Annotated in this window: 24 protein-coding genes; 19 read left to right on the top strand and 5 right to left on the bottom strand. The window is 42.7% G+C overall.

Annotated elements, in window-relative coordinates; translation table 11 throughout:
• Positions 1 to 206: 206 nt before the first annotated feature.
• The 6 genes from V3595_RS23420 to rbsB are packed head-to-tail and all read left to right on the top strand — an operon-like array spanning position 207 to position 5,884.
• The gene (locus tag V3595_RS23420) at positions 207 to 1,232 is read left to right on the top strand and encodes a LacI family DNA-binding transcriptional regulator (RefSeq protein ID WP_485910001.1); all 1,026 of its coding nucleotides are present in this window, start codon (positions 207 to 209) and stop codon (positions 1,230 to 1,232) included.
• Positions 1,229 to 2,113, top strand: a complete 885-nt coding sequence (gene rbsK, locus V3595_RS23415) for a ribokinase (protein ID WP_485909999.1) — start codon at positions 1,229 to 1,231, stop codon at positions 2,111 to 2,113. Before V3595_RS23420 ends, rbsK begins: the two co-directional genes overlap by 4 nt.
• Complete coding sequence (gene rbsD, locus V3595_RS23410; RefSeq protein WP_063234273.1) at positions 2,110 to 2,502, top strand: D-ribose pyranase; 393 nt, start codon at positions 2,110 to 2,112, stop codon at positions 2,500 to 2,502. Before rbsK ends, rbsD begins: the two co-directional genes overlap by 4 nt.
• Positions 2,503 to 2,520: 18 nt before the next feature.
• Positions 2,521 to 4,002, top strand: coding sequence for a sugar ABC transporter ATP-binding protein (locus V3595_RS23405; RefSeq protein ID WP_485909996.1), 1,482 nt, complete (start codon positions 2,521 to 2,523; stop codon positions 4,000 to 4,002).
• A gap of 1 nt (position 4,003) precedes the next feature.
• A complete protein-coding gene (locus V3595_RS23400; RefSeq protein ID WP_101223945.1) occupies positions 4,004 to 4,948 on the top strand; it encodes an ABC transporter permease in 945 nt (314 codons plus the stop codon).
• Between the two features lie 15 nt (positions 4,949 to 4,963).
• The gene (rbsB, locus tag V3595_RS23395) at positions 4,964 to 5,884 is read left to right on the top strand and encodes a ribose ABC transporter substrate-binding protein RbsB (RefSeq protein WP_137017767.1); all 921 of its coding nucleotides are present in this window, start codon (positions 4,964 to 4,966) and stop codon (positions 5,882 to 5,884) included.
• 183 nt (positions 5,885 to 6,067) lie between these two features.
• On the opposite strand, the gene gdhA is transcribed toward rbsB, so the two are convergent.
• The gene (gene gdhA, locus V3595_RS23390) at positions 6,068 to 7,450 is read right to left on the bottom strand and encodes an NADP-specific glutamate dehydrogenase (RefSeq protein WP_485909993.1); all 1,383 of its coding nucleotides are present in this window, start codon (positions 7,448 to 7,450) and stop codon (positions 6,068 to 6,070) included.
• Between the two features lie 154 nt (positions 7,451 to 7,604).
• Between gdhA and gltC the strand changes: the two genes are divergently transcribed.
• The 3 genes from gltC (at position 7,605) to V3595_RS23375 (ending at position 11,228) form a co-directional block, all read left to right on the top strand.
• The gene (gene gltC, locus V3595_RS23385) at positions 7,605 to 8,507 is read left to right on the top strand and encodes a glutamate biosynthesis transcriptional regulator GltC (protein ID WP_485909991.1); all 903 of its coding nucleotides are present in this window, start codon (positions 7,605 to 7,607) and stop codon (positions 8,505 to 8,507) included.
• Positions 8,508 to 8,925: 418 nt separating this feature from the next.
• On the top strand, positions 8,926 to 9,918 hold the full coding sequence (locus V3595_RS23380; protein ID WP_485910064.1) for a PTS sugar transporter subunit IIC: 993 nt from the start codon (positions 8,926 to 8,928) through the stop codon (positions 9,916 to 9,918).
• Positions 9,919 to 10,028: 110 nt separating this feature from the next.
• Positions 10,029 to 11,228 carry a class I SAM-dependent rRNA methyltransferase gene (locus V3595_RS23375; protein WP_485909989.1) on the top strand — a complete coding sequence of 400 codons (1,200 nt, stop codon included), beginning with the start codon at positions 10,029 to 10,031 and terminating at the stop codon, positions 11,226 to 11,228.
• 85 nt (positions 11,229 to 11,313) lie between these two features.
• Here the strand turns inward: V3595_RS23375 and V3595_RS23370 are convergent, their stop codons facing one another.
• Together V3595_RS23370 and V3595_RS23365 are read right to left on the bottom strand one after the other, a co-directional pair.
• A complete protein-coding gene (locus V3595_RS23370; RefSeq protein WP_485909987.1) occupies positions 11,314 to 11,985 on the bottom strand; it encodes a lysoplasmalogenase in 672 nt (223 codons plus the stop codon).
• Positions 11,986 to 12,121: 136 nt separating this feature from the next.
• Positions 12,122 to 13,390, bottom strand: a complete 1,269-nt coding sequence (locus tag V3595_RS23365) for a dicarboxylate/amino acid:cation symporter (RefSeq protein ID WP_101223939.1) — start codon at positions 13,388 to 13,390, stop codon at positions 12,122 to 12,124.
• A 166-nt stretch (positions 13,391 to 13,556) separates the two neighbouring features.
• On the opposite strand from V3595_RS23365, the gene V3595_RS23360 reads away from it, so the two are divergent.
• The 3 genes from V3595_RS23360 (at position 13,557) to V3595_RS23350 (ending at position 15,867) form a co-directional block, all read left to right on the top strand.
• Positions 13,557 to 14,363: an alpha/beta fold hydrolase gene (locus V3595_RS23360; protein WP_485909984.1), complete on the top strand. Its 807-nt coding sequence runs from the start codon at positions 13,557 to 13,559 to the stop codon at positions 14,361 to 14,363.
• Positions 14,364 to 14,645: 282 nt separating this feature from the next.
• Positions 14,646 to 15,401: a threonine/serine exporter family protein gene (locus V3595_RS23355; protein ID WP_485909982.1), complete on the top strand. Its 756-nt coding sequence runs from the start codon at positions 14,646 to 14,648 to the stop codon at positions 15,399 to 15,401.
• Between the two features lie 16 nt (positions 15,402 to 15,417).
• Complete coding sequence (locus tag V3595_RS23350) at positions 15,418 to 15,867, top strand: threonine/serine exporter family protein (RefSeq protein WP_170973997.1); 450 nt, start codon at positions 15,418 to 15,420, stop codon at positions 15,865 to 15,867.
• Between the two features lie 106 nt (positions 15,868 to 15,973).
• Here V3595_RS23350 and V3595_RS23345 read toward each other — a convergent pair whose 3' ends face one another.
• Together V3595_RS23345 and V3595_RS23340 are read right to left on the bottom strand one after the other, a co-directional pair.
• Positions 15,974 to 17,512 (bottom strand): solute symporter family protein, encoded by a 1,539-nt coding sequence (locus tag V3595_RS23345; RefSeq protein WP_063234262.1) that lies wholly within the window; start codon positions 17,510 to 17,512, stop codon positions 15,974 to 15,976.
• 14 nt (positions 17,513 to 17,526) lie between these two features.
• Positions 17,527 to 17,847 (bottom strand): DUF485 domain-containing protein, encoded by a 321-nt coding sequence (locus tag V3595_RS23340; protein WP_485910062.1) that lies wholly within the window; start codon positions 17,845 to 17,847, stop codon positions 17,527 to 17,529.
• A gap of 273 nt (positions 17,848 to 18,120) precedes the next feature.
• Between V3595_RS23340 and V3595_RS23335 the strand changes: the two genes are divergently transcribed.
• The 7 genes from V3595_RS23335 to V3595_RS23305 all read left to right on the top strand — a co-directional run bounded on the left by V3595_RS23335 (position 18,121) and on the right by V3595_RS23305 (position 24,987).
• Positions 18,121 to 19,089 (top strand): efflux RND transporter periplasmic adaptor subunit, encoded by a 969-nt coding sequence (locus V3595_RS23335; RefSeq protein ID WP_485909979.1) that lies wholly within the window; start codon positions 18,121 to 18,123, stop codon positions 19,087 to 19,089.
• 1 nt (position 19,090) lies between these two features.
• Complete coding sequence (locus V3595_RS23330) at positions 19,091 to 19,831, top strand: ABC transporter ATP-binding protein (RefSeq protein ID WP_485909977.1); 741 nt, start codon at positions 19,091 to 19,093, stop codon at positions 19,829 to 19,831.
• A complete protein-coding gene (locus tag V3595_RS23325) occupies positions 19,746 to 20,948 on the top strand; it encodes an ABC transporter permease (protein ID WP_485910060.1) in 1,203 nt (400 codons plus the stop codon). The genes V3595_RS23330 and V3595_RS23325 overlap by 86 nt, the downstream gene beginning before the upstream one ends.
• A gap of 110 nt (positions 20,949 to 21,058) precedes the next feature.
• A complete protein-coding gene (locus V3595_RS23320) occupies positions 21,059 to 21,730 on the top strand; it encodes a response regulator transcription factor (RefSeq protein ID WP_485909975.1) in 672 nt (223 codons plus the stop codon).
• A gap of 10 nt (positions 21,731 to 21,740) precedes the next feature.
• The gene (locus V3595_RS23315; protein WP_485909973.1) at positions 21,741 to 22,979 is read left to right on the top strand and encodes a sensor histidine kinase; all 1,239 of its coding nucleotides are present in this window, start codon (positions 21,741 to 21,743) and stop codon (positions 22,977 to 22,979) included.
• Between the two features lie 125 nt (positions 22,980 to 23,104).
• The gene (locus tag V3595_RS23310) at positions 23,105 to 23,536 is read left to right on the top strand and encodes a hypothetical protein (protein ID WP_485909971.1); all 432 of its coding nucleotides are present in this window, start codon (positions 23,105 to 23,107) and stop codon (positions 23,534 to 23,536) included.
• 266 nt (positions 23,537 to 23,802) lie between these two features.
• Positions 23,803 to 24,987: a NupC/NupG family nucleoside CNT transporter gene (locus V3595_RS23305; RefSeq protein WP_485909969.1), complete on the top strand. Its 1,185-nt coding sequence runs from the start codon at positions 23,803 to 23,805 to the stop codon at positions 24,985 to 24,987.
• The last annotated feature ends 87 nt before the right edge of the window (positions 24,988 to 25,074 follow it).

The following is a 25,074-nucleotide window of genomic DNA, read 5'->3' as shown; positions in this document are numbered from 1 at the left end:
GTTAGGTAGAACTCCTGTTGTCTCAGTCTTTTATGATTTAAATAGATTAAATCTTGAGGTAATGAGGATATTAAACCTATATATGGGAAACTCAAAGAGACGAAATGTACGCATAAAAAACGGATTGTGTTATCCTCTTCGGGTCAAATTACCTAAAAATTATCTTTGAGATAGGGCTTGCCGTTCATTTAAATTGGTGATAAGCTATGTGTAAACGGTTACACAAAATTATTGAGGGTGATATATTGGCAACTATTCGGGATGTGGCAAAGGAAGCTGGGGTTTCTGTGGCAACGGTTTCCAGAGTTATGAATGGCAGTGGTTATGCACATGAGGACACAAAAAAGGTGGTCATGGCAGCTGTTGAGAAATTAAATTATAAACCGAATGAAGTGGCAAGATCCCTCTACAAACGTAAATCCAAATTGGTTGGTTTGATTTTGCCGGACATTACGAATCCTTTCTTCCCAGAAATGGCTAGAGGTGTGGAGGATTATCTACAGCAATTTGGTTATCGGTTAATTTTTGGAAATAGTGATGAAAAGAGAGAGAAAGAAATAGAATATATCGACACATTCCTGCAAAATAATGTAGTGGGCATGATTGCTTCAACTAGTGAAGAAGCCAATGAAAATTTCGATAATCTGGATATTCCGGTTGTCCTTCTTGACCGTACAGCAGAGAAATTACCAGCTGTTTATTCCGATCAAAAGACAGGCGGTAAGATGGCAGCACGCGTATTGCTGGATAGAGGCAGTACGAATATCGTCCTCATTAGGGGGCCAGTCGAAATAAAGCCTGTATATGAACGGTACATGGCAGCATTGGAAGAATTGAAACAAGCAAAAGTGAACGTGCAAGTCATGGATTCATCCCTAACTCTTCAGGGCGGCCAAACTTGCGTGAAACAGCTGTTCGAGCAATATCCGGAAACCGATGGAATCATCGCTTGTAATGATATTGTTGCAGCCGCCGCACTTCAAGAGATTTTAAAACGGGGAATACGGATACCGGAAGACATACAATTGATCGGCTATGATGATATCGCCTTCACAGCGTTATTGCACCCGCCGTTATCGACAATTCGGCAGCCAGCCTATGAGATGGGGGCACAAGCGGCGGAAATGCTAATTAAAAAGATCAATCAAGAAAAATTGGAAGTAACACATGAAAAGCTCCCTGTTTCTTTTGTGGAGAGACAAACAACGAGAAGGAAGGCGGAGAAGACATGATTAGAATTGCAGTAGTAGGAAGTTCCTCAATGGACTTAGTGGTGACATCAGCCAAGCGGCCAATGGCTGGTGAAACGGTTTTAGGGGAGTCCTTTATCACGGTTCCCGGAGGAAAGGGAGCCAACCAGGCTGTTGCAGCGGCACGTCTTGGTGCAGAAGTGTCGATGGTTGGATGTGTAGGAGATGATGTCTATGGAGAGATCATCTTAGATAACCTGAAAAAAAATCATGTAAATACGAAGTATGTGGAACCGGTTACAGATTCCGCTTCCGGGACAGCACACATTACCCTTTCGGAAGGTGATAACAGCATTATTGTCGTAAAAGGTGCGAATGATTTCATTACTCCTGAATATGTACAAAAGGCGAAAAAGGTAATAGAGGAATCGGATATCGTGTTGGTTCAGCAGGAAATACCTGAGGAAACGGTGGAATATTTGGCTGAATTGTGCAACACGCTTCAAAAGAGATTACTATTGAACCCAGCTCCCGCCCGCAAGCTAAGCGAGGCTGTCATTCAACAGGCATCGTTCCTTACTCCGAATGAACATGAATTCGAAATACTATTCAATGGGAGAGATAGAACGGAAGTCTTGACTGAGTATCCCAATAAATTATTCATTACCGAAGGAAAAAATGGCGTCCGTTATTTTGACGGACATGAAGAAAAAGTTGTTCCAAGCTTTGAAGTGGAAGCGGTGGATACGACAGGCGCAGGGGATACATTCAATGCTGCCTTTGCCGTGGCTGTTGCAGAAGGAAAAAGTTTTGACGAATGTTTGTTATTCGCGAACCGGGCAGCATCCATTTCCGTGACGAAGTTAGGAGCCCAAGGCGGCATGCCGCAAAGGATAGAGGTCGAGAGGGGCTTTGAAGCATGAAACGTCAAGGAATCATCAATAGTTCAATAGCCAAGGTCCTGGTTGACCTTGGTCATACCGATTATATTGTCGTAGGTGATGCCGGACTGCCGGTGCCACCTGGAGTTTGCAAGATAGATTTAGCATTGACGCCTGGAACACCATCATTTCAAGATGTCGTCCGGGCGATTCATGAAGATATGGTTGTTGAAAAAGTTATCGCTGCCACAGAAGTGAAGGTTAAAAACCCGGAACAGCATCAATATATGGAGCAGCAATTCGGAGCAGCGATTGAATATGTTTCCCATGAGGATTTTAAAAGGCTGACAAGTAACGCGAAAGCAATAATCCGGACCGGGGAGACGACGCCATATTCAAATTGCATATTGCAGTCTGGAGTATTCTTTTAAAGAAATGAGATGATGAGCATGCAAATCGAAATGCACAATATTTATAAAGCATTTGGTCAAAACAAGGTATTGGAAGGTGTTCATTTTTCTTTAGAGGCTGGGGAAGTACATGCGCTAATGGGGGAAAATGGTGCGGGGAAATCAACCTTGATGAACATTTTGACCGGGCTGCATAAACAAGATCAAGGAACGATTGAGATTAACGGTAAAGAAACCTCATTCAAGGATTCAAAGGAAGCGGAAGAGGCAGGAATGGCCTTTATCCGTCAGGAATTGAATATTTGGCCAGAAATGACCGTGCTGGAGAATCTATTTATCGGCAGGGAAATGGTGAATGCCTTCGGTGTCCTGAAGACGAAACAAATGAAAGCGCGTGCAAACGAGATTTTTAAAACACTTAATATTTCCCTTCCTTTTGATAAGGAAGCCGGATTTTGTTCTGTCGGGGAACAGCAAATGATTGAAATTGCCAAGGCGCTCATGACGGATGCCGAAGTCATCATCATGGACGAGCCCACAGCAGCTTTAACTGATAGGGAAATAGAAAAGCTCTTTGAAGTGATGAAGGGACTTACCAAAAAGGGTGTATCGCTTGTTTATATTTCTCATCGGATGGAAGAAATATTCGCGATTTGTGACAGGATTACCGTAATGCGTGACGGAAAAACCGTCGATACGAAAAGAATTGCAGATACAAATTTCGATGAAGTCGTTCAAAAAATGGTAGGGCGGGAGCTGGAGGATCGTTTTCCTCATCGTGAAGCGAACCCTGGAGACATAGTCCTTGATGTAAAAGGTTTAACTAAAAAGGGGCTTTTTGAAGATATCCATTTCGCGGTTCGCCAAGGTGAGATTGTCGGTGTCGCCGGATTGATGGGAGCAGGAAGAACAGAAATAATGCGCGCCCTTTTTGGTGTCGACCAAATAGACAGGGGTGAAATCACCATTGAAGGCAAGAAGGTTTCCATACGAAAACCAACGGATGCAGTTCGACACGGCCTGGCTTTCATTACGGAAAATCGTAAAGAAGAGGGGTTGATCCTGGACTTTTCTGTAAGGGAAAATATCGGCTTGCCGAATCTCAAAAGTTTTGCTCCTAACGGAATCGTAAAAACGGAAGATGAGATGAACTTTGCCGAAATGATGATTAAGCGACTTCATGTAAAGACATCTTCTGCTGAAACGGTCATCGGCAATCTATCCGGAGGAAATCAACAGAAGGTGGTAATAGCCAAATGGATCGGCACTTCCCCTAAAGTTTTAATTATGGATGAACCGACCAGAGGCATAGATGTTGGCGCAAAACGTGAAATTTACGAGTTGATGAATGAATTGACGGAGCGAGGCATCGCCATCATCATGGTTTCGTCAGAGCTTCCGGAAATCATTGGAATGAGTGATAGAATCCTTGTGGTTCACGAAGGTGAGATTGCTGGGGAATTGTTAAAGCAGGAAGCGACGCAAGAAAAAATTATGGCATTGGCGACAGGAGGGAACTAGGATGAAACTTGAGGCTACAGGGAAAAGCGGGATTTGGCAGAAATTCGGTCCGTTACTCGCCCTGGTACTTTTATTTATCGTAATAACCGTTTTAAATCCATCATTCATGGAACCGAATAATATTTTGAATTTATTGCGTCAAACCTCCATCAATGCACTTATTGCATTTGGAATGACCTTTATCATATTGACAGGTGGCATCGACTTGTCCGTCGGTTCCATTTTAGCTCTATCCAGCGCACTTATGGCTGGTATGATGGTCTCGGGATTAGATCCGATTTTAGCAATATTAGTAGGCATTCTACTAGGTGCAATAATGGGTGTAATCAATGGGATACTCGTTTCAAAGGGAAAAATGGCCCCTTTCATCGTGACACTGGCCACCATGACGATTTTCCGGGGATTAACGCTTGTGTATACGGATGGAAAGCCGATTACTGGAATTGGCGATTCCGTTATGTTCCAGATGCTTGGGAGAGGTTACTTCCTTGGAGTGCCAGTACCGGCCGTTGTGATGGTCATCGCTTTCTTAATCTTATGGTTCCTGCTTCATAAAACATCCTTTGGCCGTAAAACTTATGCCATTGGAGGAAATGAAAGGGCTTCCCGTATTTCGGGGATTAAAGTTGACCGAGTCAAGGTGGCCATCTATGGTCTGGCCGGTACGATGGCGGCCATTGCCGGTGCCATTTTGACATCCCGTCTGAATTCGGCACAGCCGACGGCAGGCCAATCCTATGAAATGGATGCCATCGCAGCCGTGGTGCTGGGTGGAACGAGCCTTTCAGGCGGTAAAGGGCGCTTGTTCGGTACGCTGGTCGGTGTCCTGATCATCGGTACCTTGAATAACGGCATGAATTTACTTGGTGTTTCCTCTTTTTACCAGCAAGTGGTAAAAGGTGCAGTTATATTAATCGCGGTTTTACTTGACCGTAAAAAATCATAAGAAGAGGTGTAATCAATGAAAAAAATAGTATCGATCATCATGGTTCTTTCTTTAATGGTCTTGGCTGCCTGTTCAATGGATTCTGGTCTAACAGATGATAAAAAAGAAAAGAAAGACTCCATGAAAGACGTGAAAGTCGGAGTCAGCATCTCTACTTTAAACAATCCATTCTTCGTTTCCTTAAAAGATGGTATTGAAAAAGAAGCAAAAGAAAAAGGCATGAAAGTCACAGTTGTTGACGCCCAAGATGATACGGCAAAACAAATCAGCGGAATTGAAGATCTAATCCTTCAAAAGGTTGATGTCCTTCTTGTAAATCCTACTGACTCTGCGGCAATATCTTCAGCTGTTCAATCAGCTAATGAAGCGGGCATTCCCGTTATCACGATTGACCGCTCTTCAGACGAAGGAGACATTGAAACGTTCATCGCTTCCGACAATGTGGCTGGCGGGGAAATGGCTGCAGAATATCTAGTTAAAGAGCTTGGCGAAAAAGCGAAAGTAGTGGAACTTGAAGGGGTATCTGGTGCATCTGCAACTCGTGAACGCGGGAAAGGTTTCCACAATATTGCGGACAAGCAGTTAGATGTCCTGACAAGCCAAACGGCGGAATTCGACCGGACAAAAGGGCTTAACGTCATGGAAAATATCCTGCAAGGCAATAAAGACATCCAAGCGGTATTCGCCCATAATGATGAAATGGCACTAGGAGCCATTGAAGCAATCAAGGCAGCTGGAAAAGACATTATCGTGGTTGGTTTTGACGGAAATGATGATGCATTGAAAGCAGTTGAAAACGGTGAACTAAAAGCTACAATCGCCCAACAACCAGCACTTATCGGTGAAGAAGCGGTTAATGCGGCTGAAAAAATCTTAAAAGGCGACAAAGTGGATGACACAATATCCGTTCCATTGAAATTGGTCACCAAAGAATGATTGTCATACAAACAATGAGGGTGCCGGAACTTTTCCGGCACTCCTTTTTTTAATTCCATTGATGTTATCTATTGTGGATATTCAGCTTGAATTGATATGAATGAGAGAGTATAAGAAAGTGAGGTCATTCTTTTACAAAAGTAAGGCGGCCCATGTCGGACCGTCTCCTAAATCAACTGATTGCTAGAGTATACCTTGAGTCAGCATCGCATCCGCCACTTTAAGGAATCCGGCAATATTGGCCCCAACAACTAAGTTGCCAGGCTCACCATATGCTTCTGCAGCCTCTACACTGTTTTTATAGATGTTCTTCATGATTTCATGCAGCTTGGCATCGACTTCTTCGAAAGTCCAAGGCATCCTGGCACTGTTTTGGGCCATTTCGAGTGCAGACACGGCTACGCCGCCTGCATTGGCCGCTTTTGCTGGTCCAAAAAGGATGCCGTTATTAAGGAATACTTCAATGGCCTCAAGGGTTGAAGGCATATTAGCACCCTCACCGACTGCCTTCACATTATTTTTGACCAGTAATTTTGCTGCTTCTTCATCGATTTCATTTTGTGTTGCACAAGGCAGTGCAATATCGCATGGTACAGACCAAATACCGTAGCTCCCTTCATGATATACAGCTTCCGGGTGCGCATCGACATATTCGCTCAAGCGTTTTCGTTCCACTTCTTTTAACCGTTTAACTGTATCCAGGTTCAGACCATTTTCATCATATATGTAGCCATTTGAATCGCTGCATGCAACCACTTTTGCGCCTAGCTGTGTAGCTTTTTCAATGGCATAAATGGATACATTGCCAGATCCGGAAATAACGGCAGTGCTGCCATGGAATTGTAACCCTTTGTCATTGAGCATCTCCTCGACGAAGTAAACCGTTCCATATCCAGTCGCTTCTGTACGGGCCAAGCTTCCTCCGTAACTAATACCTTTACCAGTTAGAACACCGGCATGGTAGCTGCCTTGCATCTTTTTATATTGACCGAACAGGTAACCAATCTCCCTTGCACCGACTCCGATGTCACCAGCTGGTACGTCTGTATCAGGGCCGATATAGCGAGATAGTTCCGACATGAAGCTTTGGCAAAAACGCATGATTTCTGCGTCCGATTTTCCTTTTGGATCGAAGTCCGACCCGCCTTTTCCCCCACCGATCGGCTGGCCAGTAAGAGAGTTTTTAAAGATTTGCTCGAAACCAAGAAACTTTATGATGCTGGAATTGACAGTGGGGTGGAATCGGAGACCGCCTTTGAATGGTCCGATTGCACTGTTGAATTGCACACGAAAACCACGGTTTACTTGGACATTGCCCAGGTCATCAACCCAAGAAACACGGAAGGTGATCATTCTTTCGGGTTCAACCAGCCTCTCCAATATCCCGCTTTTCATATATTCAGGATGTTTTGCAAAAACGGGGATCAGTGAAAGGAATATCTCCTTTACAGCTTGATGGAACTCATTTTCGTGAGGATTACGCTCCTTTACCTGTGCGTATACTTGACTTACGAACTCTCTGGCATCTTGTAATTCCTCATGCTCTACTTCCTGTGAAGTTGTCATTGTTCTCTCTCCTTTAGATAAAGTCATAAAATTTAAATAGGGTAAGTCTATCGATTTTTATATGATACTTTCATGATATAATTTAAAAGTGAAACGAACAATCTGAATATTAGATAAATAACATGCTGTTTTGATATGAAAGAGGGAGCTTAGATTGGAATTAAGGCAAATTGAATATTTCATTGAAGTGGCAAAGCGTGAACATATGACGGAAGCAGCAGTGAACTTGCATGTTGCCCAGTCTGCTGTCAGTCGCCAAATTTACAATTTAGAAGAAGAGCTGGGCGTGCCCTTATTTATCAGGGAAGGCCGAAAGATTATATTGACACCTATAGGACATACATTTTTATCTCATATGGAACAAGCTATGGATATAATCGATCGTGCCAAGCGTGAGATGGCTGAAAGCCTGGATCCAGAAAAAGGGACAATCCGCATTGGCTTTCCCAGCAGTTTAGCTTCTTATATATTGCCAAGGGTCATTTCCGACTTCAGGGAAAGTTATCCGCAGGCAAAATTCACATTGAAACAAGGTTCATATCGCTACCTGATAGATTCTGTGATAAAAGGTAACATAAACATGGCCTTGATTGGCCCACTGCCGGTGAATGAAAAGAAAATCAAAGGTGAAACGCTATTTATTGAAAACTTAGTTGCCCTTTTACCAGAAAGTCATCCTTTGTCATTGAAGAAATCATTATCCTTAAATGAGCTTCAAGGAAACCCGTTCATCGTATATCCAAAGGGATATGTTTTAAGGGATCTCGTTATGAAAGCTTGCAAACTGCATGGCTTTGAACCGGAAGTGGCATTCGAAGGAAAGGATACAGATGCTATAAAAGGCTTGGTGGCAGCAGGTCTGGGAATAACCTTGATTCCTGAGATTTCCTTGATTGATAGCTTGCCTCGTTTTACGGTTAAATTGCCGCTGGAGGACCCATCTGTAACCAGGGCAGTAGGGGTCATCGTTCCGACTGATAGGGAACTGATGCCAACGGAGAAATTGTTTTACCAATTTTTGAGGAATACTTTTGCAAAATTGGAAGGTTTTCAATAGAAATGAGATGGGTGTCTATTAGAAAAGTCATAAATCCAGCTAGTGAGAGAATCCTTGAATCGGGTTCTTTTTTTTTGGTTCGTAAATGTATCGAGATATCTCCATTTAGACATCTTAACATGAGGATAAATTATTTCGAAAAAATAAATCATTAGTTTTTATTGAATAGTAATGTGTTAAATCTTTATTTTTGAAAGCGCTTTTATTTTTTTAGAATAAAAATACCACTTACATTATCAGAAAATTCATGTTATTATACGAACAGACATTAGCAGACATTTAGGCAGCGGTACGATATACTTAATAGGCTTTTTTAATGAAGACCTTTATTTTTTTTTCGATTTTTCTAAATTGAATATTCAGATAATTAATAAGGAGTGGAGATAAAGTGAGCAGGAAAGAATACATCAGCGATCGAATGTACAAGGCATCAACAGGGATAGCCAACGCTGTCTTGGTTACATTAGGGATCGGGTTATTGTTTGAATCCATAGGGGGCTATTTAGGCTGGGAGGTCTTCATGGCAATAGGCGGGGCCGCAAAGGTCTTGCTAGCGCCAGCTTTAGGAGCAGGTATCGCATATCAGCTCGGAGGAAATTCATTAATTATCTTTAGCGCCATGGCTTCAAGTGCTGTTGGAGGGGCTGCCATTCACAGAACTGCTGAGGGTGCCTTCACGATTGTTACGGGTCAACCACTAAGTGCGGTCTTGGCGGCAGTGATTGCAACATATATAGGTAAGCGCCTAATCGGCAAAACGAAGTTGGACATCATGGCCATCCCAATGGGCGCTGTTCTTGTCGGTGGAGTTTCTGGATATGGCCTGGCTCTTGTCACCACTCCGCTCCTAACATGGATAAGCAGTCAAACCACCGCTGCGGTCGAGGGTTCTCCCTTAATCGGTTCCATGGTCATAGCCTTGGTATGGAGCATTTTATTGATGACACCGGCGTCTTCCGCTGCACTGGCGATCGCCCTGCAATTAGATCCCGTTTCCAGTGCTGCAGCTCTAATCGGATGTACCGTTCAGTTTGTCGGGTTCACTGTCATGTCTTATAAAGATAATGATATGGGCGGGTTCCTGGCACAGATGGTCGTTACGCCAAAAGTCCAATTTCCTAACTTGATCAAAAAGCCATTATATGTAATTCCTCCTTTTGTGGCGGCAATCATCTGTGCGCCTATCGCAACCTTGGCATTCGATTTTCAAGTGCCATATGAGCTTGGAGGCATGGGGTTAAGTTCAATGATTGCCCCGATTGCCATCATAACTGGTCAGGGGCTGTACACGTTTTTGATTTATGTGGCAGTGGGTATGGTATTGCCAGCTGTGATCACACTTGCCTTACATCGGGTATTGAAAATGATGGGTAAAGTTAAGCCAGGCGATCTTCATTTGGAAGTTTCATAATCAAAGTTTTCTTGGAAACCAGCCTGGTTAAGGAACCGGGCTGGTTTTTATTTATAAAGGGATTAGGGTAAAATGGGGAGGAAAGCATTTGCATAGATAGGATGATATAGATGGGAAAAGAAATAGATATAAAAATGAAAGCTAAGTTCGTGAGTAAAATCGGCAAGGGTTTTCCCTTGATTGTTAAAGAGTCGATAGCCAATCTTAATGACCTTCAAGAAGAGGGGGCCTTGGTGCGTTTGGTGGATGAAAACAACCGCTTTCTGGCAAAAGGTTATTATGGTAAACAGAATAAGGGCTATGGCTGGGTATTGACCCGAAGAGAAAATGAAAAAATCGATCAATCCTTCTTTAACGGCAAAATCCAGGCAGCATATGAATTCCGAAAGTCTTTTTTTGAAGATGGGGAGACTACAGCTTTCCGCTTGTTTAATGGGGAAGGTGATGGAATTGGCGGTTTAATCATTGATCATTATGATGGTCACTATGTCATTAGCTGGTATAGCAAAGGGATATATTCCTTTAAAGACTACATCATTAAGGCATTGCAGGAAACGGTCGAGGTCAAATCGATTTATCAAAAGAAACGCTTTGATACAAAGGGGCAGTACGTGGATGAAGACGATTTTGTCATGGGCGAACAGCCGGCATTTCCGCTTCTTGTAAAGGAGAATGGAGTCCATTTCGCTGTTTATCTGAATGATGGGGCAATGGTCGGTGTCTTCCTTGATCAACGCGATGTCAGAAGGAAAATCCGGGATGAATACGCCAAAGGGAAAACCGTGTTGAATATGTTCTCCTATACTGGGGCATTCTCCGTGTTTGCTGCTTTAGGCGGTGCTGTTAAAACAACTAGTGTCGACCTGGCGAATCGCAGTTTACCAAAGACGATCGAGCAGTTCAGTGTGAATGGAATAGATCCAGAAGCTCACAATATCGTGGTGATGGATGTTTTCAAGTATTTTAAATATGCAGTGAAGAAGGCTTTGAAATTTGAAATGGTCATCCTCGATCCGCCCAGCTTTGCCAAATCGAAGAAGTTTACTTTCAGTGCCGGAAAAGACTATACGAATCTATTGAAGGATACCATTTCCATTACGGAAGACAATGGGGTCATTATCGCCTCAACTAATTGCAGTACGTTTGACATGAAAAAATTCAAGAGCTTCATTGATGTTGCTTTCAAGGAAATGAATGGAAAATATGAGATCATGGAAGAATTCTCATTACCGGCTGATTTTAAAACAATAAGGGAATATAAGGAAGGGAATTATTTAAAAGTAGTCTTCATTAAGAAAATTAAAGGTTAAATAAAGGCGTCACAGTTCAAGCAGGGCTGTGAACGCCTTTTTTTGTAATATAAATGTTTCATGTGGAACGATTGGACATTCAGATTCACTGGATAGGCCGTTCACTTTTCAAACCTTTCGATAAATGAAAAGAAGGTTTCATGCGAATGCTGTTAGCGATGCAAAACTGGGCTGCATAGTAGGTAAGCATGATCATTGGGCCAGAAAAGGCAACATCATCGATAAATTTGTTCCAAGATAAAATGGAGTCGGAAATCACGAACAGGACCCCGCCGATGATTGCGGCAGCATTTCCGGTCATAAATGCCGCCCAGCCCATGAGGGAGATGACAGTTACATAACAGATTACAGGGATGATGAGGTTATGTTCACCTTTTTCAATTAAAGAACGTACAATTTCACGGCTAATCCAAGTGGAGTAAATGCTAATCGGAACAATCGTCGCAAATCGAAGCCATGAAAAGCTCCATAGTCTAAAGAATGCCGAAATATAGAAAAGGTGGCCAATCAAGAAGGCGGAAAGCCCGATGACGAACCAAATCAACAAGCCATCTCCAAGAGTACAAAAGAATAAACCAAGAAGTATTAAGGATTGGTAACGATCCCGTCTTCCCACAGTTGTGCAGGCGTAGAGCAAAATCAATAACATGGGGATGACCTTGAACATGATTTTAATCATCAAAGGCTCTTCCGGTATAAAAAATATATATAATAGCCCCGTGATAGTGATTGCGGCAGGTAAGCATTTCATTAACATTCATTTCCCTCCTTCAACCTTTAATTCTATGCAAGGATATGGAACCCCTTGTCAATTAAAGAACTGTTTGAAGGAAAGTCGTGAAAATCAAAAAACTGGCTCCGGTTTTAACCAGGAGCCAGTTTCGTTATAAGAATCATACGGCAGAATTTTCTTTAACGAATGCTTGTTTTAACCAGTTTTTCCCCTCAACAAGCCTTGTGACAAGCATGGCACAAACCGTGTTTCCTGTTGAGTTAAGCAGTGTAGCGGGAGCATCGATGATCGTGGATATAACGGCAATGATAGGCAGGACTTCCACAGGGAAGCCGAATACACTAAGAATCAGCATTTCCCCAATCATGCCGCCCCCAGGAATGGCACCCATAACAGCTCCAACCAAAAAGGCAACAGCTAGTATACTTAAAATGCTTGAAATGCTTGTCATATCCTTTCCAAATAAGCTGAATAGGAAAACGATTTTCAATACCCCGCCGAATACCGAACCATCTTTATGGGTGTTGGCTCCGAGTGGGATGACAGTCTCTGCTATATCCTTAGGCACGCCCATTTTCTTGACTGATTCCAGATTGACTGGAATGGACGCGGCACTTGAACAAGTGGCGATGGCTGTAATGGATGGTGTCAGGGCATTTTTCCAAAATAGTTTAACTCCATCTTTCCCGCCTGCAATAAAGGCATACAAAGTGAAGAAGCCGAAATAATAAATCAAGGCCAAGACTAGATAAAGTATGAAAGTGCGAGCATAGCCTTCTAAAATCTGCGGCCCAAGCTGCCCGATAATCGCCGCAAAATAAGCACCAAGTCCAATTGGAGCATAGTACATCACGATTTTGACGACCTTCATCATGACAGCTGTACCCGCTGTCAAAAACTCAGTAATCGGTCTTGCTTTCTCACCGACCAGTGCAGTGGAAAGTCCGATTAATACTGAGAAAACGATAAGCTGAAGCATATTGCTTCTGGAGAACAGTTCTGGGAAATCGGAAACGGTTACCGTGTTGACCAGTTGACTGAAGAAAGAAACTTCTTCGATGGTCTCTTCAGGGGAACTGTTTTCCATCAGTTCTTTAATGGCTGTCGTATCTGTGCCTTCCAATGGATTGACAATGGTTGTCCCAATAAATCCAATGACGGCAGCCAAAGCGGCTGTTGTCAGGAACACGAGAACGATACTTCCCATGATTTTTCCGAGACGCTTCATTCCGCTCATATTGGCAATCGCTGAAGCAATACTGAAAAATACCAATGGCACGATGATCGTGAACATCAGATTTAAGAATAAGTCCCCTAGAGGCTGTATGATCGAGGTTTTATCCCCGAAAACCACACCCGCTATCCCGCCGATAATAATGGCGGTGAGCAGTATTAAAGAGGATCGATAGTTTTTGATAAAACTCTTCATTAAAATTCCGTCCTTTCAGGATGAAGATATCAATAAAAATATACTTCATTATCAACTCTAAAATCAGGTTTGACAATATATTTTTATAGGAAGGAATGTTAAAAGAAGAAATGCAATAAATAATAAAGGGGAATGGATGATGAAAATATCAAGAAGGAGGGATAGAATGGCATTTATTGAGGTGGAAGAAGGCGTTCAGTTGTTTTATGAAGAAAAGGGCCAGGGGAAACCGATTATTTTTATCCATGGTGTGTGGATGAGCAGCCGGTTTTTTAAAAGGCAGCTTCCGTACTTTTCAGAAAAATATAGAACGATCTTACTTGATTTAAGAAGCCATGGCCAGTCAAATCATGTACATTACGGAAATACGGTCTCCGTTTATGCAAAAGATCTTCATGCGTTCATAGGTGAACTAGGATTAAGGGATGTCATACTTGTAGGCTGGTCGATGGGGGCATTTGTCGTCTGGGAGTATCTTAAGCAATTCGGTGAGGAAAATATTCATTCAACCGTGATTGTGGATGAATTGGCATCTGATTTCAAGTGGCCCGATTTTAATATCGGCGCATTTGATATGGACACGTTGATTACCTTCATGACTGAAATCCAAACGAATCGTTCCTCGTTTTTGCAAAGCTTCCTTGCTTCCATGTTCAACAATGAATTATCTGCAGAGGATGCAAGCTGGATGCTTGGGGAAGTTACCAAAATGCCGGAATCCATCGCCAGTAGCATCCTATTTGACCAATCGATAGTGGACTATCGTGGATTCTTGCCAGAAATCAATATTCCGACACTTCTCTGTTTTGGAAGGCATGAAAAAGTCATTCCTGTAGCTGCAGGGGAACATTTGCATAAAAACATTCCGAATTCCAAACTAGTAATCTTTGAAGATAGCTGTCATTGTCCATTTATGGAAGAAAGCGATTTGTTTAATGAAACAGTGGATTGCTTCATTCAAAAGGAAGTATAGTCGTACAGGATAGGAAAAAGGGAATGCAGTGACCGTGGCTGCACTCCTTTTAATTATGGATATAATTGAATTTTCTTTTAACTAAACGGTTTTGGCAGGAAATAAAGGGAATACTGGTACTAAGGAAGATAGTAGTGAAGGTTAATGGAATTGATAAATTAAATAGGTAATATTTTTATATCCTTTTCACAGGAATTGGGCTATTATGAGGTGGATTTAAATTGGTGTGATCGTTATCTGTTATTGAGAGAAACTCATGCAGGAAGTGATGGAGAGGATAAAATGGATGATCGTTTACCATACAATGAAATTATAGATGTATGTTTACTTGCGGGAAAAATCATGCTTCAGAACGGAGCGGAAACTTCGCGGGTGGAAGATACGATGGTTAGGATCGCTGCAGCGTTTGGGTGCGGTGAATCACACAGTTTTTCGACCCCTACAGGAATTATTTTTTCGCTGGATGGTATGCACCCGGCTTCAAAATTAATTCGAGTTTCCCAACGATCTACAGATTTACATAAAGTGACGCTGGTTAATAGTATATCCCGAAGCATTTCCAGCAAGGAAATGATACCCGAGGAAGCATATTTACGGTTAAAGCAAATCGAAAAGGCCGGGATGGGGTATCCCATGTGGGTACAGATCTTTGCTGCATTTATAGCGAGCGGCTGCTTTTTAATCATGTTTCAAGGACAGTGGAGTGATTTCATCTGGTCCTGTATAGCTGGAGGAATGGGATTCTCATGCCTGCTTTATTTGCACTGGTTACTGGAAGTTCGTTTTTTTGCTGAATTCATCGCCTCTTTAGTCGTAGGATTAGTAGCTATGTTCTTTGTCCAGATTGGAGTTGGAAGTCATTTGGACACGATAATCATTGGAGCGGTGATGCCGCTTGTGCCAGGGTTGTTAATTACGAATGCAGCCAGGGATTTAATTGCAGGGCATTTGGTTTCGGGTCTATCCAAGGGTGCGGATGCAGGTTTGACTGCTTTAGCCATTGGGGCAGGAATATCGGCTGCGTTTGTTTTCTTATGATTTTAGGGGAGGAAGAATGATGATTGCACAGCTTATTACAAGTTTCATTGCCTCAGCCGCCTTTGGAGTCATCTTCAATGTACCAAAAAATTCATTGTTTCAATGTGGTTTCGTAGGGATGTTGGGGTGGATCCTATACTTTGCTTTGGTTGAAAATGAGATAAACAGCATCATTGCAACATTAGCGGCTGCATTTATCGTTGCGGTTATCAGCCAGTATTTTGCTAAAAGGTATAAAACGCCGATTACGATTTTCAATGTATCGGGAATCATTCCCCTTGTGCCTGGAGGTTTGTCATATGATGCGATGAAGCATTTTGTCGGAAATGATTTTTATGTCGCCGTTCAGCTGGCAGCCAAGGTCTTCATGCTGGCTGGTGCCATTGCGATGGGGCTGATCTTTGCAGAAGTCATGAACCAGTTAGTAACTAAGTACAATAGAAGGAAGTTAAGATTGAGAAGTTAAAGGGAATCTTCCTGATAAATATGTTCTGAATAAAGAGAAAGGAGAGCAGGTCGAACACCCTGATCTCCTTTCTTTTTTAATATTTTAAAATAATAATAAATCTAGCTTATATAGGATCTTTCATCCCAGTGTTAGCCGTGACCAAGATTTCGTCGAATTTTTTGGCATCAGCTTTCTTGCTTGACAGAAGTGTTCCGACGATGGCTGCGATAAACCCAATCGGGATGGAGATGATGCCTGGATTGGCAAGCGGGAATAATGGCTCCCCAACGAATATTGCCGCTCCCTCTACCGGTGACCAGACATTGGGACTTAGGAACACAAGCAATAAAGAACTGACCAGTCCAACTATCATGCCCGTTACAGCCCCGGCAGTGTTAAAACGTTTCCAGAATACCGTGAAGACAATGATTGGCAGATTGGCACTGGCAGCGACGGCAAAGGCAAGTGAAACAAGGAAGGCGACATTCATGTTTTGGGCAAATAAGGCAAGGATGATGGAAAGGACGGATACTCCGATGGATGCCCAACGAGCTGCAACGACTTGTTCCTTGTCAGTGGCTTGGCCTTTCCGGATGATGTGGCCATAGAAGTCATGGGCAAAAGCAGATGCTGCCGATAGGACGAGACCTGCTACAACCGCTAAAATGGTTGCGAAAGCAACAGCAGAGACGAAGGCGAACAGGAAGTCACCCCCAATGGCTTCGGCAAGCAGCGGAGCGGCCATATTACCGGCTGCATTCGCGGCTATGATTTTGTCGTATCCAACAAAAGCTGCCGCTCCAAAGCCGAGGAAAATGGTCATTATATAAAAGATGCCAATGATCCACGTGGCATATACTACGGACTTACGGGCTGTGATGGCGTCTTTCACCGTAAAGAAACGGATGAGAATGTGAGGTAGTCCAGCTGTACCGAGTACAAGCGCTAAATTAAGGGATAAAGTATCCAAAGGATCCTTGAATTTGTTACCTGGGTTGAGGAAATCCCCGCCCAAAGGAGTGGCTGTTTTCATTTGCTTGAACATCTCGATCACGCTAAAGTCGAATTTCGCCAACACGATGATGGAGATGATGAATGTACCTGCCATCAATAAAACGGCTTTAACGATTTGGACCCAACTGGTGGCCGTCATACCGCCAAATACGACATATACGGTCATTAAAATACCTACAATGATGACGGAGTAAAGATAATCAATTCCAAGTAAGAGTTTTATAAGGGCACCTGCACCGACTAATTGAGCGATCATATAAAAGGTTGAAATGGAAATGGTGTTAAGGGCAGCAACCCCGCGTACTTTCTTTTCATTGAAACGGGCAGCGATCATGTCCGCCAATGTATACTTGCCAAGGTTACGGAGCGGTTCGGCCACGATATAAAGAACGACCAGATACGCAACCAGAAAACCTATGCTATAGAAAAACCCATCAAATCCAGAGAGTGCGACCATGCCGGCTATCCCCAAAAATGAGGCGGCGGACATATAATCTCCCGCAATGGCCCAGCCATTCTGCCAGCCAGTAAGGCTGCTGTCCGCCGTATAAAAGTCCGCGGTCGTTTTGGTGCGCCGTGAAGCAAAATAGGTAATGACCAATGTTAGTCCGACAATGATTAGAAATAATATAAAAGCAAGTATATTCATTGTAAATTCACCTTTTATCCTTTCGCTTCTTTAACGATTTTTTCTACTAATTGGTCAAATGTCGCAGCTTTTTTGGAATAGAGGATGCATAATGTCCAGGTCATGATAAATTGAGCGAAGGCAAAGATCCAGGCCCAGCTGATTGCCCCGAAAGCAATTGAGTTAAGAACTTTAGAATAGGAAGTTAGTATGGGTAGGGTGAAATAAAAGACCATGAAAAAGATGGATAGCGGGACGATGAAATTGCGTTTTTTCCTTAAGAGTTCTTGAAAAGATTGTGATTGGACGATCTTGGTGTAGTCCGTGGAAGCGCTTACCTCGGTTTCCTTAGCGATTGAATCGTTTGATGCCAAGTTGGTTCCCCCTTCATCATTAATGATTTGGTTTTCATCACCAATTTCCGATAACAGTATCAGTATATATTTTTCAGAATATATTGTAAATTTAAATGCTGAAAATAAAGCATTTTTCGTTCGACATAGTTTTTTATTGTTACGTACAAGCAAAAGCTGCTTGCTGATTGAAATAAAACACATGGCCATTAAGGAAAAGTTAAGCTTCTTTCACGATACTTGTTTCAACGAAGGAAAACTGAAAGGAGAAAAGTGATGAAAAAGTTGATAATGATAGGTACGGTTTTAGTGCTGGCGATTGGGGGATGCGCTTGGATTTTCATGAAGGACAATGCTGAGCCTGAAATTGCAAAGTCGGTGACTGCTACAGTTGAAAAGGGAGATCTTGAAGTTCAAATAAGCGGTTCCGGTTCGGTCGCCGCAATCAATAGTGAGGACATCACTTCTTCTGTAACGGGTGAAGTGGATGAAGTCCTTGTTGAGAAGAATGAATTGGTTGAGAAAGGTGATGAACTTATTACCTTCACGGATGGAAGTGACCCGATAACTGCCCCATTCGATGGTACCGTGACAACAATGGATGTTGAAGAAGGGGATCGTGTATCAAGCAGTGAAGTGTTGGCACATGTTACGGATTATAAAAAATTGAAAACCACGATCAGTGTTGATGAATTGGATGTTCCAAGTGTTAAAAAAGGACAAACAGTTGAAATTAAAGCCAGTGCTTTTGAAGATGAAACGTTTACGGGGGAAGTGACCAGTGTAGCAAAGGAAGGTACATATGAGAATGGAGTTTCTTCGTTCGATGTCACTATCAAAATTGACAAACCCGGCGATATAAAAATTGGGATGTCGACTGAAGTGAGCATTTTGACGAATAGTGTAAAAGATGCCTTATATGTTCCGATTGAAGCAGTCCAAATGGACGGTGAAGAGAAATATGTAAATATACAACAATCCGGTACAACTGAAGAAGCTGCCAGTACAAAGACAGTGGTTGAGACTGGAATCAGCAATGATAGGTATATTGAAATAACTTCAGGTCTGGAAGAGGGCCAGTTTGTTTCATTGCCTATTACCATCAATGAAAGCTCCACTGGCAGTGACGGCGAAGGAATGAGGGGAGATCAAGGAGGCGAAATAAGAATGCAGAGTGGCAGCGGAATGCCGAGCGGCGGGATGCCAAACGGCGGCGGGATGCCGAGCGGCAAGGGAGGTCAGTAAAATGGCGAAACCCATCATAAAAATTAAGAACATGTCTAAATCATATGAATTAGGCGGTGAAACGGTTAAGGCCCTCCAAGATGTCTGTCTTACAATTGATAAAGGCGATTTCATTTCCATCATCGGACCTTCCGGATCAGGGAAATCGACGTTCATGAATATGATTGGCTGTCTTGACAAGCCTGACATAGGTGAATATCTTCTTGATGGAAAAGAAGTGGAAAAGATGAAGGATAATGAGCTGGCTGCGATTCGTAATATTAAAATTGGATTTATCTTTCAAAATTTTAACCTGTTGGTAAAACTGACAGCGTTGGAGAATGTCGAACTTCCCCTGGTTTATAGAGGGGCAAGCGTGAAGGAAAGAAGGGAAGTGGCCAATGCATGCCTTGATATGGTCGGCCTGAGTGACCGGAAGAATCATCTGCCGACCCAACTGTCGGGTGGACAGCAGCAAAGAGTTGCGATTGCAAGGGCACTTGCCGGTAACCCTCCCGTTTTATTGGCGGATGAGCCGACGGGGGCGCTGGATAGTAAAACGAGTAAAGAAGTGCTGCAGATGCTGAAAGAATTGAATGAAAAGGGACAAACAATCATTCTTATAACCCATGACTTGGAAGTTGCTAAAGAAGCGACTCGTGTCGTTCGGATACAGGATGGTCAGCTATTTGAAAATGGAGGTGATTGGATTGAACCTGAGCGAATCAATGAAGATGGCTATACGCAGTATCAAAACCAATAAAGTCAGAGCATTTTTAACCATGCTTGGAATCATAATTGGTGTTGCCTCCGTAATCGTTCTGGTTTCGATTGGACAGGGTTCCTCACAGTCCGTTCAGGATGAGATCAATAGCCTGGGAACGAACTTGATAACGGTAAGTGTCACGGATACCGACTCCGTGGAGATGACGGATGATACAATTGGACAGTTTAAAGAGCTAAGCGGGATATCGGAAGTGGCGCCTGTGGTCACTGGTCGCGTTTATGCTAAAAACGGAGAAGCTACGGCACAGGTTTCAATGACTGGTGCAACTTCATCCTACTTATCAGTTAGGGATTTAGAGCTCAGTCAGGGCCGGTTTTTGACGGATATGGAAACGGAATTACGCTCCAAGGTCGTTGTCCTGGGGTCAGATACAGCCACCACGCTTTTTGAAAATCAAAAAGCGGTGGACCAGAACGTGCTTATCGGCGGTGTTTCCTATCGCGTGATCGGTGTCCTGAAATCAGTAGGCACCTCAATGGGATCAAGCGGGGATGATGTAATCATTGCACCGATCACCACTGCCGAACGGGCTACAGGCAGCACAACAATCGGAACCGTATATTTAAAAGCGGAGAACGAGAATATCATAGATAGGGCGATGTACCAGGTACAAGGTACGATGACCACATCATTCCCGGAACAGAATGATAACTATTCGGTGTCCAATCAAGAAGATCTGATGGATACAATGAGCTCTGTGTCGGATACGTTCACTCTCATGCTTGGCGGCATTGCCAGTATTTCGTTACTGGTAGGCGGAATTGGAATCATGAATATCATGTTGGTTTCCGTCTCGGAGAGGACGAAGGAAATCGGAATTAGAAAAGCAATTGGTGCAAATCGGAAATCGATTCTTCTTCAGTTTTTAATTGAAGCAATGGTCTTGAGCTGCTTAGGGGGATTGTTGGGAGTTGGAATTGGATTGGGAATCGCAAAATTGATTTCAGTATTTTCAAGCTTAACGATTAGTTATTCATGGTCGGTGACATTGTTTGCCTTCTTATTCTCCATTTTAATCGGGATAATGTTTGGCGTATTTCCTGCCAATAAGGCATCCAGGTTAAATCCAATTCAAGCACTGCGTCACGAATGAACATACAATTTGAGAGAAAGCAGGCGATTAAAAGCCCGCTTTCTTTTGCATATGAAAAAGGATAAAATCAACATATATATCACAATTGAAGCGGTTGGGAGGTACCCTGAATGAAGGTTTTGGTGGTAGAAGATAATGTTGCATTATTAGAATCGATCCGACAGATTCTGACGGATGAATATGAAGTCGATACAGCAGATAATGGGGAAGATGGGCTATTCATGGCTCAGCAAAGTATATACGATATCATCATTTTGGATGTAATGCTTCCGGGAATCGATGGGTTTGAAATCGTACGGAAAATCAGGGAAGCAAAAATCGATACAAGTGTCTTGTTTTTGACGGCAAAAGATGGGCTTGAGGATCGTGTCAGAGGATTGGAAATGGGTGGCGATGATTATTTAGTCAAGCCGTTCCAGGCACCGGAACTTAAGGCCAGGATTCGTGCCCTGCTTCGAAGGAGCGGCATTATATCGCTTGCGCAGCATGTGAAATACCGTGGTATTGAACTGCTGGAAAAGGAAAAGGATATTTTGGTTGATGGAAAGGTCATTAAAATGACCTTGAAACAGTTTGAATTACTGGAGTACCTAATTCAAAATAATGGGAAAATATTGACCCGTGAGCAAATTTTCGACCGCATTTGGGGGTTTGATTCAGATACGACGATTGCCATTGTCGAAGTGTTCATCCATCATCTTAGAAAAAAGCTGGAACCTTTCAATTATCATAAAGATATTCAAACCGTACGCGGTATTGGTTATATGCTAAAACAACCATAAGGGGATCATTATGTTCCAAAAAACACGGCTTCAACTAACATTATTGAATTCTATCGTCTTTATTGTCTTAATAGCCATTTTAAGCAGAACGATTTATTTCTATACGGAAAATCAAATCTATAAGGATGTCAATGATTCACTTAAAAAGGATTACAGGGATTTCAATAATGGGGGCATGCCAGGCGGACGTCCGCAAGGTGAGTTTCTCTTAGGACCGGGACCGAGTGTCATCGTTTGGGGACCGGATGATACGATCATTGAGCCAAGATTGAGTGTAGACCATTTTTTTAAGGTCAATGAACAACAATTTTTCCCTGAAACTTTTGATGAGATTGAAGAAATCTCGGTGAATGGATACACGTATCGGGCCCTTTCCACCCAAGTCGATACGGGGTATGGAGAGATGGCCGTACAATTCATCAGGAATGTGGATACAGAAAAGGATATGCTCGATCGCTTGCTGCTCATATTGTTTGTTGGTGGAGGAATTGGAAGTCTAGTGGCGGTAGGCGCAGGCTATCTTCTGGCAGGACGGGCTTTGATACCGGTCAAGAAATCCTGGGATCAGCAGCAGCAGTTTGTCTCGGATGCTTCGCATGAAATTCGAACGCCGCTTGCTGTCATTCAATCGCGGGCTGATTTGCTGTTTCAATCACCGAACGCGACAATCGAGGAAAAAGCCGTTGATATATCCATCATTTCGAAAGAAGTCCGGCGATTGAATAAGCTTGTTAACGGACTTTTGACCTTGACCAGAACGGATTCGAATCAAATGGAGGTTAAGAAATCGAACTTTTTTCTTGATGACTTACTTATGGATATCGTGGAACAGTATGCGGATATCGCTTCTTTTCAAGAGAAGTCAATCATTAGCCATGCTCCCGAACAGGTGGTGTTTCATGGTGATAAAGAGAGAATCCATCAGCTATTGGTGATATTGGTGGACAATGCCATGAAATTTACCGAGGAAGGCGGGGAGATTTCCCTATCCTGCATCAAGAATGCCTCATCCATCATTCTTACTGTAGAGGATAATGGAAAAGGCATTCCGCAGGAAGAGCTCCCCTTGATTTTTAACCGTTTTTACCAAGTGGAGCAATCCCGTTCAGCAAATGAAGGCTCTGGTTTAGGTTTATCCATTGCCAAATGGATTGTAAACACACATCAAGGGAACATCAAGGTTACGAGTGAACTGAATGAACGCACCCGTTTTGAAATCACTTTTCCGAGAAATCAAAGGAGAAGCTAATCTACCTTTAGATGCCATCCAATACGAAAAGACCCTTACTTTCTTCCTTGCTGCTTAAGGAAAAATTAAGGGTCTTTTTAGATAATCATCTTATAAATACATTTATTTTCGGAGGAGAATCATTGATGAAAAGACTTGGTAGGTTACACTTTTTGGTTGGAATATTGGCTTCGGTCCTCTTAATGGCCCAAGCAGTCATCGGGATCATGATGTATGTGGATGGCAGCGGCAATGAACCCATGAATCGACAAGCGGTGATGGGCCAGCCTGCCGACCGCAACACAACAGAATCGGCTAATAGCAGTACGGCGACAGATGATTCATCTACGGAAACGGCATCTAATGATACGCAGGGCACTCCACAAGGCGGGCCTAATGGTTCCGGGACTCCAGGGGAGATGCCAAGCGGTGGCGGTTTCCAAGGCAGTGACTCATTTGCAGGGAAATTCATCGACTTTTATCAAGGGGCAGGTGGCTTGGCCGCATCCATCATCATCTTTGTAATTGGAGGCGCTGGATTAGCGACAACGGTGATATCCAGAAAAACAGCTGCCTAAATAGTCGATACTATTTGAGGAAAGAGAAGGTTCCTTTCGAAGGGGAGCCTTCTTTTTTAATTCACGAAACCCATTATTGTCACTAATTGTTATTTTAAAAAAGGGAAATAATAATTGCACTAAAAAAAATATTAGTTTAATATAGACTTCTGGAGAGGTACGTACATGTATTTTGGATGAAAGAGAAAACGTTTGCATAAATTTTTTGAGGGTATCCTACTATTAATGCACGAACATTAAATTCACCCTTAGTGGAGGCAGAATATATGAAATTTCTGATTGCAATTTTAGGACTGCTTATTGTTTTTGGACTAGCTATCTTAGCCAGCAGTGACAGGAAGAAAGTTAAAATTAAACCGATCATCCTCATGGTGGTCATTCAGCTTATTTTAACTTACTTATTATTAAACACGAAGTTTGGTTTAGTGATCATCAATTCGATTGCCGATGGTTTCGGAAAACTCTTAGAATGGGCAAATGAAGGGATCACCTTTGTATTTGGCGGGATTGTAAATGAAGGAGCATCGCCCTTCTTTTTAAATGTCCTTCTTCCTATCGTATTCATCTCAGCTTTAATCGGGATTTTACAGCACTTCAAGATCCTTCCGTTCATCATGAAGTGGATTGGATTCCTTCTAAGTAAGGTGAATGGAATGGGTAAATTGGAATCTTACAATGCGGTTGCATCAGCAATAGTGGGCCAATCCGAGGTTTTCATAACCTTGAAAAAACAACTCGGTGCCATTCCGCCATCTCGCATGTATACGCTTTGTGCATCAGCCATGTCAACTGTATCGATGTCGATCGTCGGCGCTTATATGACGATGATTGAACCAAAGTACGTTGTGACGGCAATTGTTATTAACATGTTTGGTGGATTTATCATCGCATCCATTATCAATCCTTATACCGTAACGGATGAAGAGGATATTCTCCCTGTTGAAGAAGGGGCAGAGAAGCAGTCTTTCTTCGAAATGCTTGGGGAATATATCATGGATGGATTTAAGGTTGCTATCACTGTAGCAGCGATGTTAATTGGTTTCGTTGCATTAATCGCAGGGATAAACAGCGTATTCGACATGATCTTCGGCATCAGCTTCCAAGACATCATGGGGTATATCTTTGCACCGTTTGCCTTTATCATGGGTATACCGATTTCAGAAACCGTGACTGCTGGCGGAATCATGGCGACGAAACTGGTAACCAATGAATTCGTTGCCATGCTGAGCTTAGGGGACGCATCAGCAGCCTTGAGCAAAAGGACGATAGGGATCGTTTCGGTCTTCTTGGTTTCATTCGCTAATTTCTCATCAATTGGAATCATTGCCGGTGCAGTCAAAGGACTTCATGAAAAACAGGGTAATGTTGTAGCCCGTTTCGGCTTGAAGCTGCTTTACGGTGCGACTCTTGTCAGCATCCTATCAGCGATCATTGTAAGTGTGATACTTTAAATAACGGATCTAACATAAAAGGGCACTTGGGTTTACTCCTAAGTGCCTCTTTTATATATGTACAGCAAAGATAGAAATTTTTGAATT

Origin of the sequence: Bacillus sp. CFBP9009 (assembly GCF_036541465.1) — a bacterium.
In the GTDB taxonomy this organism is placed as follows: Bacteria; Bacillota; Bacilli; order Bacillales; family DSM-1321; genus Peribacillus.
The sequence above is the reverse complement of the archived record's forward strand: the minus strand, read 5'-3'. Positions and strand labels throughout refer to the sequence as shown.

Coding starts and splice junctions, on each gene's coding strand:
- V3595_RS23365 (WP_101223939.1), bottom strand. CDS start 13,390: ATGAAGAGTTTTATCAAAAACTATCGATCCTCTTTAATACTGCTCACC.
- V3595_RS23370 (WP_485909987.1), bottom strand. CDS start 11,985: ATGTTAATGAAATGCTTACCTGCCGCAATCACTATCACGGGGCTATTA.
- V3595_RS23325 (WP_485910060.1), top strand. CDS start 19,746: ATGGTCAGCTATTTGAAAATGGAGGTGATTGGATTGAACCTGAGCGAA.
- V3595_RS23320 (WP_485909975.1), top strand. CDS start 21,059: ATGAAGGTTTTGGTGGTAGAAGATAATGTTGCATTATTAGAATCGATC.
- V3595_RS23375 (WP_485909989.1), top strand. CDS start 10,029: ATGGGAAAAGAAATAGATATAAAAATGAAAGCTAAGTTCGTGAGTAAA.
- V3595_RS23380 (WP_485910064.1), top strand. CDS start 8,926: ATGTACAAGGCATCAACAGGGATAGCCAACGCTGTCTTGGTTACATTA.
- V3595_RS23305 (WP_485909969.1), top strand. CDS start 23,803: ATGAAATTTCTGATTGCAATTTTAGGACTGCTTATTGTTTTTGGACTA.
- rbsK (WP_485909999.1), top strand. CDS start 1,229: ATGATTAGAATTGCAGTAGTAGGAAGTTCCTCAATGGACTTAGTGGTG.
- rbsD (WP_063234273.1), top strand. CDS start 2,110: ATGAAACGTCAAGGAATCATCAATAGTTCAATAGCCAAGGTCCTGGTT.
- V3595_RS23315 (WP_485909973.1), top strand. CDS start 21,741: ATGTTCCAAAAAACACGGCTTCAACTAACATTATTGAATTCTATCGTC.
- V3595_RS23330 (WP_485909977.1), top strand. CDS start 19,091: ATGGCGAAACCCATCATAAAAATTAAGAACATGTCTAAATCATATGAA.
- V3595_RS23360 (WP_485909984.1), top strand. CDS start 13,557: ATGGCATTTATTGAGGTGGAAGAAGGCGTTCAGTTGTTTTATGAAGAA.
- V3595_RS23420 (WP_485910001.1), top strand. CDS start 207: ATGTGTAAACGGTTACACAAAATTATTGAGGGTGATATATTGGCAACT.
- rbsB (WP_137017767.1), top strand. CDS start 4,964: ATGAAAAAAATAGTATCGATCATCATGGTTCTTTCTTTAATGGTCTTG.
- gdhA (WP_485909993.1), bottom strand. CDS start 7,450: ATGACAACTTCACAGGAAGTAGAGCATGAGGAATTACAAGATGCCAGA.
- V3595_RS23310 (WP_485909971.1), top strand. CDS start 23,105: ATGAAAAGACTTGGTAGGTTACACTTTTTGGTTGGAATATTGGCTTCG.
- V3595_RS23345 (WP_063234262.1), bottom strand. CDS start 17,512: ATGAATATACTTGCTTTTATATTATTTCTAATCATTGTCGGACTAACA.
- V3595_RS23355 (WP_485909982.1), top strand. CDS start 14,646: ATGGATGATCGTTTACCATACAATGAAATTATAGATGTATGTTTACTT.
- V3595_RS23335 (WP_485909979.1), top strand. CDS start 18,121: ATGAAAAAGTTGATAATGATAGGTACGGTTTTAGTGCTGGCGATTGGG.
- V3595_RS23405 (WP_485909996.1), top strand. CDS start 2,521: ATGCAAATCGAAATGCACAATATTTATAAAGCATTTGGTCAAAACAAG.
- V3595_RS23400 (WP_101223945.1), top strand. CDS start 4,004: ATGAAACTTGAGGCTACAGGGAAAAGCGGGATTTGGCAGAAATTCGGT.
- V3595_RS23350 (WP_170973997.1), top strand. CDS start 15,418: ATGATGATTGCACAGCTTATTACAAGTTTCATTGCCTCAGCCGCCTTT.